The sequence below is a fragment of the Ruegeria sp. C2 genome (assembly GCF_056537765.1).
The window spans coordinates 151,172-164,028 of the sequence record NZ_JBQFRZ010000004.1 but is presented as its reverse complement, the minus strand read 5'-3'; the positions used below and the strand labels follow the sequence as shown (position 1 = coordinate 164,028).

Below are 12,857 nucleotides of genomic sequence, written 5' to 3'. Positions count from 1 at the left end.
AGTGTAAGATGAAGATCAAGAATGTCGTTTTTGCTCCGGGGCTTGCCTCGTACTATTTTGACGATCAGGCGGCCATCAAAATGGGTGCCAAGCAGGACGGTTTCGTCTATAGCGGTGCGGCCATAACCGAGGGTTTCGCCCGTGTCAGGCAATTTGGAGAGAGCGTTTCGATCCTGCTTGAACTGGACAACGGGCAGATTGCCGAAGGCGATTGTGCGGCGGTTCAGTATTCCGGCGCCGCGGGCCGCGATCCCTTGTTTTTGGCCGGGCAGGTCATCCCGTTTCTAAAGCAACATCTGGCCCCTCAGTTGATCGGGCACGACGTCACAAACTTTCGCAAAAGTGCGGCGTATTTCGATAAGCTGACAATTGACGGGCAGCCGCTGCATACGGCGGTCAGATACGGCTTGTCACAAGCTTTGCTGTCGGCCGCAGCTATTGCGAAAGGCAGGATAAAATTTGAAGTTGTCTGCGACGAATGGGGGTTGGAACCGGTTATCGCTCCGTTGAAGCTGTTCGGGCAAAGCGGCGACAACCGCTATGAAGCCGTGGACAAGATGGTGTTGAAACGCGTCGACGCCCTGCCCCATGGCCTGATCAACAACATCCCGCAAAAGCTGGGGCAAAACGGCGGCAAACTGGCCGAATATGTCACGTGGCTGTCACGGCGTATCCAGGACCTGCGCAGCGATCCAGGCTATCACCCGGTGCTGCATATTGATGTCTATGGCACAATCGGAATGATCTTCGACAATGACGCTGACAAGATCGCCAGCTATCTGGCCACATTGGAGCGCCGCGCAGCACCATTTGATCTGTATATCGAAGGGCCAGCGGATGCCGGATCGCAGGAGGGCCAGATCACCCTGCTGGGTGATATTCGTGCCGCTCTGAAGACGCTTGGTAGCAATGTTAAAATCGTCGCGGACGAATGGTGCAACACGTTCGAGGACGTTATGCGTTTCGTTGACGCTGGCTGCTGCGACATGGTTCAGATCAAAACGCCGGACCTGGGATCGTTGCATAATACCATCGATGCCGTTCTCTACTGCAAGGCCAATGGTGTTGCGGCCTATCAGGGCGGTACCTGCAACGAGACCGATATCTCGGCCCGTGCCTGCCTGCATGCCGCCATGGCGACCCGGCCCGACCGCGTTCTGGTCAAACCTGGCATGGGTTTTGACGAAGGCATGACAATTGTTGCCAATGAAATGCACCGTACCCTTGCCCTTTTGCAGACGCGAGACGCCGCATGATCGATACCCCATTCAAACCTTACGAAGGCCTGCTGGTTGTTTCATTGGAACAAGCCGTTGCAGCACCGCTTGCGTCCTGCCACTTTGCCCAAGGCGGCGCGCGCGTGATCAAAATCGAACGAGACACCGGCGATTTTGCCCGAAAATACGATGGAGCGGTCAAAGGTTCGGCCTCGTATTTTGTCTGGGCCAATCACGGCAAGGAAAGCCTGTGTCTGGACATCAAGAACCCTGAGGATGCCGCGCTGCTACACCGGATTCTCGATAAGGCGGATGTGTTCATCCAGAACCTTGCACCGGGCGCGATTGCCCGTGCCGGCTTTGGAGAGGATGTGCTGCGCAAACGCAACCCGCGCCTGATCACCTGTGACATCAGCGGCTATGGCGAGGATGGTCGTTATAGCGACATGAAGGCTTATGACTTTCTGGTGCAATGCGAGAGCGGGCTTGTGTCCGTAAACGGGGCCCCGGGCCATCCGGGCCGTATCGGTGTGTCGGTCTGCGATATCGGTGCAAGCATGAACGCCATTATTGGCATTCAGAAAGCCCTTATTGCGCGCGGCATCAGCGGCAAGGGCAGCGCGGTGAAACTGTCCCTGTTCGATACTGCCGCCGATTGGATGACCGTGCCCTTGATGCACACAGTCTACGCTGGCAATGCGCCGCAACCGGTGGGCCTGCACCATCCCTCGATCGCACCATATGGCGGATTCACTACGGCAGATAACGAAATTCTGGCGATCTCGATCCAAAACGAACGCGAATGGAAACGCCTGTGTGCCGAAGTGATCGAACAGCCTGAACTGGCCACGGACCTCCGGTTCTGCGACGCCGCGCAGCGCGTTGCCAATCGCGCCGCTCTTGATGAAATCGTGGCAAGCTTCTTCTTAGCACATGACCGGGCCGCGCTGGAGGCCAAACTGTTCAATGCGGCTATCGCTTATGGCGCGGTAAACTCGGTCGGAACCTTTGCCGAGCATCCTCAGCTGCGCCGCACGGCAGTTACTCTGGAAAACGGCGAAGAGGCACATTTGGTTGCCGCGCCGGTGCGCCACAGCTTCGACCCCGAAACCCCGCATTTTGGTCGGGTCCCGGCGCTTGGCGAACATACCGACATCATTCGGATGGAGTTTGCCGAGCAGGTCCCGGCATGATCCGGTCCTACCTGTTTACCCCTGCGCATCGGGCTGGTTTGGTGGCACGCGCGCATGAACGCGGTGCAGATGCGATCCTGCTGGATCTGGAAGACAGCGTGCCACCCGACCGGAAACAGGCTGCGCGGGATGATCTGGCCGACGCGGTTTCAACGCTGGTAGCGCAAGATATGCCGGTCATTGTTCGGGTGAATGCCGATCTGGGCGAATGCGTGCGAGACCTTGAAACCGCCATCCTACCCGGGGTCGAGGCTATCATGGTGCCCAAAGTCACAGGAGCGGATCACCTGCGTCTGATCGACGAGTACCTCTCTATTCTTGAGCGCCAGAACAAAGTGCAGGACCGTCAGATCGGACTGATTGCGCTTATCGAAACAACCGAGGCATTGTTGCACGCTTCGGTCATCGCACGATCCACGCCGCGATTGAAGGCTTTGGCCTTCGGCACCGAAGACTTCTCGACCGATTGCGGTTGTCTTCCCATCGCCGCCGCCCTGCAGCCTGCCGCACAGTCCCTGATCTGGGCTGCAAAGGCAGCAGGTCTTGAGGCAATTGGGCTACCTGCAAGCATCGCCGAAATTGACAATATGGATCTGTTCAGAACCAGCGTCGAGCTTGGACGCAGTATCGGATTTGATGGGGTCATGTGTATTCACCCGCGCCAAGTCGGCGTCGTGAATTCCGTTTTCGCCCCGAATGCTGATGAAATTGACCATGCCACCCGTGTCGTCGAGGCATATGAAACCGCGATTGGGCAGGGTTTAGGGGCCATCATGTTGGACGGGAAAATGATAGACCTCCCAATCGTGGCCCGGGCGCAGGCTATGTTGCAATCCCGGCGTCTTTGAAAAAGTCTCGCATGAAACTAGGCCCTTCCTGATCGACAAAATCCCGAAAGGCACGCGCAGCAGGGCGCAAGGGCTTGTCGCGAAGATGAAGGACAAACCAATCCCGGTATTCCGGCATGCCTTCGACATTCAGAATCCTGAGCTTATTCGCCGTGATTTCCAGCGCGATCGTATGGGCCGATATGAAAGCCAGTCCCATATTCGCCATGACCGCCTGTTTGATGTTGGCATTGCTTTCCATTTCCTGCGCTCGGGGCTGCGGCAGCCCTGAATCGGAAAAGAAATGTTCGTGTACCATACGTGTTCCCGACCCTTTCTCGCGCACCAGGAAATTATGGGCAGGCAAATCTGACCGGCGGATGCGGCTGGATCGTACCAGCGGATGGTCCGGATGTCCGATCAGGACATACGGGTGCTTGGCAAACTGGTGTGAGGTCGTTTCCAGCCGCCTCGGTGGGCGCCCCATAAGCGCCAGATCGATCTGATCGTCATCCAGCATCGCGATTACCTCACGACGGTTTGCAATCTTGAACTGCAGATCGCATTCGGGATGCTGCTGTTGAAATTGAGCCAACAGATGCGGCCCGAAATTGCGCGCTGTCGAAACCATGGCGACCCGCACACGGTGATCCAGTTTACCCTGCATAATTTGCACCACATCAACCGCCTCGGACAACGTTTCCGTCATCCGTTCGGCATAGGGCACAAGGGCGGTGGCCACCTCACTGGGAATGACCGAGCGCCCTGACTTTTCGAACAGAGGCGCGCCAAACGCCTCGCTCAAACGGCTCATTTGCATTGATACCGCTGGTGGTGTCAGCGACAACCTCTCAGCTGCGCGTACAAAGCTGCGGGTTTCGATCGCAACCAGAAAAATCTGCAACTGGCGCAAGGTGATCTTTTCAGACGATGGTGACATCGCAATTCCTATTCTTCAAAGGGTCGGCTTGCGTGTAAAGAAATCGCCCCCTTTGTCGTCAATAATCACAAATGCGGGGAAATCCACGACCTTGATGCGAAAAACGGCTTCCATTCCGAATTCCGGGAAATCAAGAACTTCAATGCTTTTGATGACATCCTTGCCCAACACCGCTGCCGCGCCGCCGACCGAACCCAGAAAGAACCCGCCATAACGCTGGCAGCTCTGCACAACCGACACCGCCCGATTGCCCTTGGCGATCATGACCCGTGACGCACCATGTGCCTGCAGTTCCGGTACATATGGGTCCATTCGGGCTGCGGTCGTCGGACCGAATGACCCCGAGGCATGTCCGTCAGGCGTTTTGGCCGGACCCGCATAATATATCGGATGGTCCAGCATATAGCGGGGCAAGTCCCGACCTTCATTGACCAATCGGGCGAGTTCCGCATGAACTAGATCCCGGGCAACAATCATCGTACCGGACAACAGAACAGGACTGGAAACGGATAGATCGGACAGCGCCGCGCAGATGCCGTCCATTGGCTGATCCAGATTGATCCGGGTCGCAGGCTGTGCCCCGAAATCTTCCGTGGGCAGAAAACGGGCGGGATCATGTTCCAGTTGCTCCAGCCAGATACCGTCTCGGTCAATGCGCCCCTTGATCTGCCGATCAGCCGAACAACTGACCCCCATCCCGACAGGCAGGCTGCCACCATGGCGGGGCAATCGGATCACGCGCACATCATGGCAGAAATACTTGCCCCCGAATTGTGCCCCTAGGGACATATTGCGGGTCAGGTTCAGAATCTGCGCCTCAAGTTCAATATCCCGAAAGGCGCGGCCATCCGGGCTGCCGGTCGTCGGCAGGTCATCCAGTTCGCGCGCCGAGGCCTGTTTCACTGTCTTCAGACATTGCTCGGCCGACAAGCCGCCAACAACAATGGCCAGGTGGTAGGGCGGGCAAGCGGTGGTGCCCAAAGTCCTGATCTTTTCATCAAAAAAATCCAAAATACGCTCAGGTTCCAGCAACCTGCGAGTTTCCTGAAACAAGAAGGTCTTATTGGCCGATCCGCCGCCCTTGGCCATGAACAGGAAATCAAGGGCGTCGCCGGTATGGGCCTCGATATCGATTTGTGCAGGTAGATTAGTACCGGTGTTCTGTTCCTCGAACATCGTCAACGGAGCCATCTGAGAGAATCGCAGATTGCGGGTCTCCCAAGTGTCTCGTACGCCTTCACGCACGGCCTCGTGCAGATCGCCTTGAACCAACACGTTCTGCCCCTTCTTGCCATGGATGATGGCCGTGCCCGTGTCCTGACAGCTGGGAAATTCCCTTTCCGCTGAAATCACGGCGTTCTTTAGCAACTCCAATGCCACATACTGATCGTTGGCCGAGGCTTCGGCATCCTCCAGAATGCCTGCCAACTGCACAAGGTGACTGGCGCGAAATAGGTGTGACACATCCGCAAATGCGGTAGACGTAAGCGTTCTGACGCCCTCAGGTGAAACCTTCAGAAAAGCCTGATCCTCGAAATGAACCGTCTCCAGTCCCTCTGATCCGAGGTATTTGTAGCTCGTGTTAGCGATTGATTTTGAAAGCTGAGTCATGGTGCGAGTTTTAGCAGCAGCAGTAAAAATGATCAACGATATCTAATGAATAACAATTATTGTTAATTTTTCATTATGTATTTTCTGTGCACCCACAAAAAAGAGGATGGGCTTTCCACCACCAATTCTTTGGCTGCGGAAATGTTAGTCGAAAGGCCCGGGCACGCGGTCGCCGTTTAGGCTTGGCTAACTCTGGTTGAGCACAGACAAACGATCGAGCGCTTCACATGAGGATTTGTGAAACGTATTTTGCACATATGAAAATGCGTCATCACAATCATTCATCGCGCGTGCGCGCCAGTTGCCAAAGCTTCATACAAGCGAGCTGAGGTTGGCAGAAGCGGTACTTAGTTTTTCGGGCGGCATGGCTGGTTATTCAGCTTCCGAAATCGCCGGTTTGGCCGGCGTTTCGAATGCCACCGTATCCCGGCTCGTCCGCTAGATCGGCCCTTCTGTTCCTGTATCTCTGATAGATAGCACACAAGCTGCAGTAGGATTAATGCTCGCCGTTATCAGCTAAACGGAAAATAGAACCGTTGACGCATAGATTTTATTTCGATATTTCGCGAAATATGGTAAAAGAAGTATCAAATCAACTCTCAGCTCTTGGCCACCCGCAGCGCCTGTCAGTGTTTCGCATGCTAATGCGACGTTTTCCTGACAAGGTACCTGCAGGCGAGTTGGCGTCTGAACTCGGCATCAAGGCCAGTACTCTGTCGAGCTATCTCAATGCGCTCCTAAGGGCCGGATTGGTGGCCCAGGAACGTGTCGGCACTTCTCTGCTCTATTCAGTTGATATGAAGAACGTGCAGCACATGCTCGGCTTTTTGTTGAACGATTGCTGCCGCGGTCGCCCTGATATCTGCATGCCCCTGAAGCAAGGAAAAGGCACCATGACGGATCGGAAATTCAACGTACTTTTCATCTGCGTCGGCAACTCGGCGCGGTCTATTTTTGCCGAGTCGCTGCTGCGAAATATCGCCGGAGACAGGTTCAACGTCTATTCTGCAGGAACACGTCCCTTTTCGGAGCTAAACCCGTTTGCGGTGCAGGTCCTGAAAGACAAAGGGCACAACACCGACGTGCTGCGATCCAAGAACGTTGTTGAGTTTTCCGGCCCGGACGCACCACAGTTGGATTTTGTCTTCACTGTCTGCAACAAGGCTGCGAACGAGGAATGCCCTGCCTGGGACGGTCAGCCAATTAGCGGTCATTGGGGTATGGAAGATCCGGTGAAAACCGAAGGCACTGATGCTGAAAAAAGCCTCGCATTCCAGAACGCTTACGGAGCGCTCAAGCGGCGTATTCAGGCTTTTACCTCTTTGCCGGTCGAAAGCCTTGACCGGATCGCATTGCAATCCGCCGTGGATGACATCGGCAGGGCGCAACTTGAGGACGCGGAATGACGACTTACGCGGTAAACGGTCTGGGCCGGATGGGGAAACTGGCCCTGAAGCCATTGCTTGAAAAAAGTGCAAACATCGCCTGGATCAATGACGCGGTCGGTGATCCCGAGATGCATGCGCATCTGCTGGAGTTCGACACGGTGCATGGTCGCTGGGATGCAGAGTTCGCGCATGACGACAGTGGTGTGTCGATCAATGGCGTACGCCTGCCCTTCGTTGGCACCAAGGATCTAACCAATCTTCCGTTCGACGGCGTCGATGTCGTTATTGACTGTACCGGCGTCTTTAAGACCGAGGCGAAGCTGACTCCTTACTTCGAAGCGGGTGTAAAAAAAATTGTTGTCTCTGCCCCGGTCAAGGATGGCCCCACCGCCAATATTGTCATGGGCGTCAATGAGAACACTTATGACCCCGACACGCATCATATCGTGACGGCAGCGTCTTGCACTACCAACTGCCTGGCGCCGGTGGTTAAGGTGATCCACGAGAACCTTGGTATTCGTCACGGTTCGATGACCACGATCCATGACGTGACCAACACGCAAACTATCGTCGATCGCCCCGCAAAAGATTTGCGCCGCGCGCGATCGGCGCTGAATTCGTTGATCCCGACCACCACAGGTTCGGCAACGGCAATCACGCTTATCTATCCCGAACTGAAAGGCAGGCTGAACGGCCATGCCGTCCGGATTCCCTTGCTGAATGCCTCGCTGACCGATTGCGTGTTTGAGGTTGAGCGTGAAACCACTGTTGAAGAGGTCAACGCTTTCTTCAAAGGCGCCGCCGAAGGCGAGCTGAAGGGTATTCTGGGCTATGAAACCCGGCCTTTGGTGTCCACCGATTACACCAATGATGCGCGGTCTTCGATCATTGATGCGCCCTCGACCATGGTGGTGAACGGAACTCAGGTGAAGATCTATGCGTGGTACGATAACGAGATGGGTTATGCTTATCGCCTGGTCGATGTTGCGCTGATGGTTGGATCCTCGCTGTGACCGAACGGCCGGAGGGACTGTCAGCCTATATCGCAGTCACCGCGGCCTATTGGGCGTTTATGCTGACGGATGGCGCGCTGCGGATGCTGGTGCTGTTGCACTTTCATACGCTGGGCTTCTCGCCGATACAGCTGGCTTATCTGTTTGTCCTTTATGAAATCGCAGGGATGGTGACGAACCTTGCGGCGGGCTGGATCGCGGCGCGCTTCGGGCTGACATCGACGCTTTATGCGGGGCTTGGGTTGCAAGTGTTGGCGCTTCTGGCTCTGACACAACTAAACCCCGACTGGGCGATTGGTGCGTCTGTCGCCTTCGTCATGATCGTGCAAGGGGCGAGCGGAGTGGCCAAAGACCTGGCCAAGATGTCCTCGAAATCCGCTGTAAAACTGCTTGCGCCCGCAGAAGGCGGCGGGTTGTTCCGCTGGGTGGCCGTGCTGACGGGATCCAAGAACGCAGTCAAGGGTCTGGGTTTCTTGCTGGGCGCTGTCATGTTGGCCACGCTTGGATTTCAGGCGGCCATCCTGGTCATGGCGGTCGTGCTCGCGGTAATCCTGTTCGCCGTCGTTCGATTTATGCCGCCGGGCCTGCCCAAAGGGCGCAAGGGGGCGAAGTTTTCCGAGGTGTTCTCAAAATCCGCCAATGTGAACTGGTTGTCGACCGCGCGTGTCTTTCTGTTCGGTGCACGGGATGTGTGGTTCGTCGTCGGAATCCCGATTTATTTCTACGCAGTCTTGTCCGACGGCACCGAAGTGGGCAATCGCAGCGCGTTTTTCATGATCGGCACGTTCATGGCATTCTGGATCATCCTTTACGGAGCGGTTCAGGCCAGCGCACCCAAAATCCTACGCGCCACGAACCGTTCCGAAGAAGACCTGATCCGCGCAGCGCGTAACTGGGCCGTAGCACTGTTCTGCGTTCTTGCGGCTTTGACGCTGGCTGTCTGGCTGTCATCTGGTCCTGAGACCTGGCTGACGACCACGCTGGTCGTTGGCCTGCTGGTGTTCGGGGCGATCTTCGCCGTCAACTCTTCGCTGCATTCCTACCTGATCCTCGCCTTCACCAAATCCGAGCGGGTCACAATGGATGTGGGCTTTTACTATATGGCCAACGCGACAGGCCGCCTTGTCGGAACCATCCTGTCTGGCTTCACCTATCAGATCGGTGGGCTGCCCCTAGTGCTGGGCACGGCGGCTGTATTGGTTGCCTTAGCTGCGCTCACGTCCGGCAAGTTGCAAGACCAGACTAAAGAGGCATATTCATGAGCATCTTCGAACGTTACTTAACCGTCTGGGTCGCCCTCGCCATGGTCGCAGGTGTGCTGATCGGTCTGGCTGCACCCGGTTTGGTCGGGCTTGTGGCTTCGGCCGAGGTCGCCAGTGTCAATCTTGTCGTGGCCGTTTTGATTTGGGCCATGGTTTATCCCATGATGGTCGGAGTCGATTTCGGCGCGGTCGCGGGTGTTGCACGCCAACCGAAAGGCCTGATCGTCACACTAACGGTCAACTGGCTGATCAAACCGTTCACCATGGCCCTTCTGGCAGTACTATTCTTCGACCATGTCTTTGCGCCATGGATCGAGCCCGAAGACGCCGCGCAATATACCGCTGGCTTGATCCTGTTAGGTGCCGCGCCTTGCACCGCAATGGTCTTCGTCTGGTCGCAGCTGACCAAAGGCGACGCCACCTATACGCTGGTTCAGGTTTCGGTCAACGACCTGATTATGGTCGTTGCATTCGCGCCTATCGTCGCCTTTTTGCTAGGGGTCACCGATATCTCGGTCCCGTGGCAGACGCTGGTTCTGGCCACCGTGTTATACGTCATCCTTCCCTTGATCGCCGGTCTGGTCACCCGTAAGCGGCTTGGATCGTCAGAGGCCATCGACAGCTTTTCGGCCCGAGTCAAACCTTGGTCCGTAATGGGTCTGATTGCGACGGTGGTGATCCTGTTCGGTCTTCAGGGCCAAACGATTCTGTCCAAACCGATGGTCATCGTCCTGATCGCCGTCCCGATTCTGATACAAAGCTATGGTATCTTTGCCCTGGCATACGGGGCGGCCTATGCGCTGAAGGTCCCGCACCGTATCGCGGCTCCTTGCGCGATGATTGGTACCTCCAACTTTTTTGAACTGGCCGTTGCCGTCGCCATAAGCCTGTTTGGGCTGAATTCAGGCGCTGCTCTGGCGACGGTTGTAGGCGTTCTGGTTGAGGTCCCAGTAATGCTCTCGCTGGTCGCCTTCGCCAACCGAACGCGTGATCGCTTCCAACCTGCCTAAAGTCGCGATCCCTTTGGTATTCACACCTTGAAGTAAATCCGCCGCTCCTAGTCAGACTTAGGTCTTATTGACAAAAGGGGTTCACCGCCAAGAGGCATGATTCAAGCTGCTCTCTACGATGAAGACCAGCTTGGCATGAAAGTTGATAAGGGTCCTACAACCGTTCCTGGCAGATGAGCTAAACCTAGGTTCGCGTAAAGAGCGCGTGGGTCTATCTCTGCCGAGCCGTCCATACGCACGGCAAGACGCTTGAATTCATGCTTTCCCCGCACCGCAACAAATCAACCGCCACGAAGTTCTTCGCCCAAATGTTGGTGAAGGTGACACCTATGCGTTGTTAGTCCGCACAACATGCAATACAAATTTCGCACGCAGGGGAGTCCCACCAAGGGGACTGAGAGGCTGACGGGGCATTGCCCGGCGACGCGACCCTTTGAACCTGACCCAGTTGACACTGGCGTAGGAAGCTAGGGTGCGCAGGCCGGAAACCGGGCAGGCGCTCTCCGAACAAGGGGGCTCCACGCCCTCTCGTTTCCCCAAGCCACGACTCATCTGGTGTCTTTTTGAGTTGAATTGCTTGAGGAGCACCAAAATGAACGTCCCCAATCCCAAGATCACCACGGGTGAATTGCCGGCGTCGCGCAAGATTTACGTGAGTGGCACGCGGCACTCCGATGTGCGCGTCCCGATGCGCGAAATCTCGATCCATCCAACGGCCGGTGAACCGCCGCTGCCGGTCTATGACAGCTCGGGTCCCTACACTGATCCGAATGTGACTACTGATATTCGACAAGGTCTGGCCCCGTTGCGCCGAAAGTGGATCGAGGCGCGCGGTGATGTCGAGGAGTATGACGGGCGCAAGATCAAACCCGAGGATAATGGCTTTGTCGACGGGGATCGGCTGACCCCTGAATTCCCAGTCCGTCCGCGCCCGCTGCGCGCCACGGATGGCAAGGCAGTAACGCAGCTGGCTTATGCCCGCGCCGGGATCATCACCCCAGAGATGGAATTTATCGCCATCCGCGAAAACCAACTGCGCGAAGCTGCGGCCGAGCAACACGAAGGCAATGACTGGGGTGCCAACATACCAGATTATGTGACCCCGGAATTCGTGCGGGACGAGGTTGCCGCAGGCCGCGCGATCATCCCGGCCAACATCAATCATCCCGAAAGCGAACCGATGATCATCGGGCGAAATTTTCTGGTCAAGATCAACGCCAATATGGGTACTTCGGCTGTGACCTCCTCGATGGAAGAGGAGGTGGACAAGATGGTCTGGTCAATCCGTTGGGGCGCGGACACGGTGATGGACCTGTCCACCGGGCGCAATATTCACAATACCCGCGAATGGATCATCCGCAATTCACCCGTCCCGATCGGTACTGTTCCGCTCTATCAAGCGCTGGAAAAGGTGAATGGCATCGCTGAGGACCTGACCTGGGAGGTATTCCGCGACACGCTGATCGAACAGGCGGAACAGGGGGTGGACTATTTCACCATCCATGCGGGCGTTCGGCTCAATATGGTGCCGATGACTGTAAACCGCGTCACCGGTATCGTGTCCCGCGGGGGCTCGATCATGGCCAAGTGGTGCCTGCATCATCACAAGGAAAGCTTCCTTTATGAACATTTCGAAGAAATCTGCGACATCTGCCGTGCCTACGACGTATCATTCAGCCTCGGTGACGGCCTGCGGCCCGGTTCTATTGCGGACGCAAATGACGAGGCACAGTTTGCCGAGCTTGAGACGCTGGGCGAACTAACCAGGATCGCTTGGGCCAAGGATTGTCAGGTGATGATCGAAGGCCCCGGCCACGTGGCCATGCACAAGATCAAGGAAAACATGGACAAGCAGTTGGAGTGCTGCCACGAAGCGCCCTTTTATACGCTTGGGCCCCTGACTACAGACATCACGCCGGGCTATGACCACATCACAAGTGGTATTGGCGCGGCGATGATCGGCTGGTACGGCTGCGCGATGCTCTGCTATGTCACGCCCAAGGAGCATCTGGGCCTGCCCGACCGGGATGACGTGAAAACCGGCGTGATCACCTATAAGATTGCCGCCCATGCAGCCGATCTGGCCAAAGGTCTGCCGGGTGCGCAACGTCGCGACGATGCCCTGTCCCGCGCCCGGTTCGAGTTCCGCTGGGAAGATCAGTTCAACCTGTCGCTGGACCCGGAAACCGCACGTGAATTCCACGATCAAACCCTGCCCAAACAGGCGCACAAGGTGGCTCATTTCTGTTCCATGTGCGGGCCGAAATTTTGCTCAATGCGGATCAGCCACGACATTCGGTCCGAGGCGCAGAAGGAAGGAATGGAAGCAATGGCCGCGCGGTTCCGTGAAGGTGGTGACCTCTACATACCTGTGGAACCCAAAAAGAGCTGACAAA

Annotated in this window: 10 protein-coding genes and 1 pseudogene; 9 read left to right on the top strand and 2 right to left on the bottom strand. The window is 56.3% G+C overall.

The window, feature by feature from the left end:
* Positions 1–8: 8 nt before the first annotated feature.
* From ACR0IV_RS14840 to ACR0IV_RS14830, 3 genes are read left to right on the top strand one after another with little or no spacing between them, the layout of a single operon-like run.
* A complete protein-coding gene (locus tag ACR0IV_RS14840; RefSeq protein WP_480659556.1) occupies positions 9–1,256 on the top strand; it encodes a methylaspartate ammonia-lyase in 1,248 nt (415 codons plus the stop codon).
* Positions 1,253–2,410 (top strand): CaiB/BaiF CoA transferase family protein, encoded by a 1,158-nt coding sequence (locus tag ACR0IV_RS14835; protein ID WP_480659555.1) that lies wholly within the window; start codon positions 1,253–1,255, stop codon positions 2,408–2,410. Before ACR0IV_RS14840 ends, ACR0IV_RS14835 begins: the two co-directional genes overlap by 4 nt.
* Positions 2,407–3,258 (top strand): HpcH/HpaI aldolase/citrate lyase family protein, encoded by an 852-nt coding sequence (locus ACR0IV_RS14830; protein ID WP_480659554.1) that lies wholly within the window; start codon positions 2,407–2,409, stop codon positions 3,256–3,258. The genes ACR0IV_RS14835 and ACR0IV_RS14830 overlap by 4 nt, the downstream gene beginning before the upstream one ends.
* Here ACR0IV_RS14830 and ACR0IV_RS14825 read toward each other — a convergent pair.
* Together ACR0IV_RS14825 and ACR0IV_RS14820 are read right to left on the bottom strand one after the other, a co-directional pair.
* Positions 3,233–4,177, bottom strand: coding sequence for a LysR family transcriptional regulator (locus tag ACR0IV_RS14825; protein ID WP_480659553.1), 945 nt, complete (start codon positions 4,175–4,177; stop codon positions 3,233–3,235). The genes ACR0IV_RS14830 and ACR0IV_RS14825 overlap by 26 nt on opposite strands.
* 15 nt (positions 4,178–4,192) lie before the next feature.
* The gene (locus ACR0IV_RS14820; protein ID WP_480659552.1) at positions 4,193–5,788 is read right to left on the bottom strand and encodes a FumA C-terminus/TtdB family hydratase beta subunit; all 1,596 of its coding nucleotides are present in this window, start codon (positions 5,786–5,788) and stop codon (positions 4,193–4,195) included.
* Positions 5,789–6,360: 572 nt separating this feature from the next.
* On the opposite strand from ACR0IV_RS14820, the gene ACR0IV_RS14815 reads away from it, so the two are divergent.
* The 6 genes and pseudogenes from ACR0IV_RS14815 to thiC all read left to right on the top strand — a co-directional run bounded on the left by ACR0IV_RS14815 (position 6,361) and on the right by thiC (position 12,853).
* Positions 6,361–7,194, top strand: coding sequence for an arsenate reductase/protein-tyrosine-phosphatase family protein (locus tag ACR0IV_RS14815; RefSeq protein WP_480659551.1), 834 nt, complete (start codon positions 6,361–6,363; stop codon positions 7,192–7,194).
* Positions 7,191–8,189, top strand: a complete 999-nt coding sequence (locus ACR0IV_RS14810; RefSeq protein WP_480659550.1) for an ArsJ-associated glyceraldehyde-3-phosphate dehydrogenase — start codon at positions 7,191–7,193, stop codon at positions 8,187–8,189. Before ACR0IV_RS14815 ends, ACR0IV_RS14810 begins: the two co-directional genes overlap by 4 nt.
* Positions 8,186–9,451: an organoarsenical effux MFS transporter ArsJ gene (arsJ, locus tag ACR0IV_RS14805; RefSeq protein WP_480659549.1), complete on the top strand. Its 1,266-nt coding sequence runs from the start codon at positions 8,186–8,188 to the stop codon at positions 9,449–9,451. The genes ACR0IV_RS14810 and arsJ overlap by 4 nt, the downstream gene beginning before the upstream one ends.
* Positions 9,448–10,461: an ACR3 family arsenite efflux transporter gene (arsB, locus tag ACR0IV_RS14800; protein WP_480659548.1), complete on the top strand. Its 1,014-nt coding sequence runs from the start codon at positions 9,448–9,450 to the stop codon at positions 10,459–10,461. Before arsJ ends, arsB begins: the two co-directional genes overlap by 4 nt.
* Before the next feature lie 200 nt (positions 10,462–10,661).
* Positions 10,662–10,802 (top strand): annotated as a pseudogene (locus ACR0IV_RS14795) (DDE-type integrase/transposase/recombinase); the annotation flags it as partial.
* Positions 10,803–11,053: 251 nt separating this feature from the next.
* Entirely contained in the window at positions 11,054–12,853 is a 1,800-nt protein-coding gene (thiC, locus tag ACR0IV_RS14790; RefSeq protein WP_480659547.1) for a phosphomethylpyrimidine synthase ThiC, read from the top strand.
* Positions 12,854–12,857: the final 4 nt, after the last annotated feature.

What these genes read in the sequence shown, in the direction of transcription:
- ACR0IV_RS14815 (WP_480659551.1), top strand. Translation starts at nt 6,361, where the DNA reads ATGGTAAAAGAAGTATCAAATCAACTCTCAGCTCTTGGCCACCCGCAG.
- thiC (WP_480659547.1), top strand. Translation starts at nt 11,054, where the DNA reads ATGAACGTCCCCAATCCCAAGATCACCACGGGTGAATTGCCGGCGTCG.
- ACR0IV_RS14825 (WP_480659553.1), bottom strand. Translation starts at nt 4,177, where the DNA reads ATGTCACCATCGTCTGAAAAGATCACCTTGCGCCAGTTGCAGATTTTT.
- ACR0IV_RS14835 (WP_480659555.1), top strand. Translation starts at nt 1,253, where the DNA reads ATGATCGATACCCCATTCAAACCTTACGAAGGCCTGCTGGTTGTTTCA.
- ACR0IV_RS14830 (WP_480659554.1), top strand. Translation starts at nt 2,407, where the DNA reads ATGATCCGGTCCTACCTGTTTACCCCTGCGCATCGGGCTGGTTTGGTG.
- arsB (WP_480659548.1), top strand. Translation starts at nt 9,448, where the DNA reads ATGAGCATCTTCGAACGTTACTTAACCGTCTGGGTCGCCCTCGCCATG.
- ACR0IV_RS14840 (WP_480659556.1), top strand. Translation starts at nt 9, where the DNA reads ATGAAGATCAAGAATGTCGTTTTTGCTCCGGGGCTTGCCTCGTACTAT.
- ACR0IV_RS14820 (WP_480659552.1), bottom strand. Translation starts at nt 5,788, where the DNA reads ATGACTCAGCTTTCAAAATCAATCGCTAACACGAGCTACAAATACCTC.
- ACR0IV_RS14810 (WP_480659550.1), top strand. Translation starts at nt 7,191, where the DNA reads ATGACGACTTACGCGGTAAACGGTCTGGGCCGGATGGGGAAACTGGCC.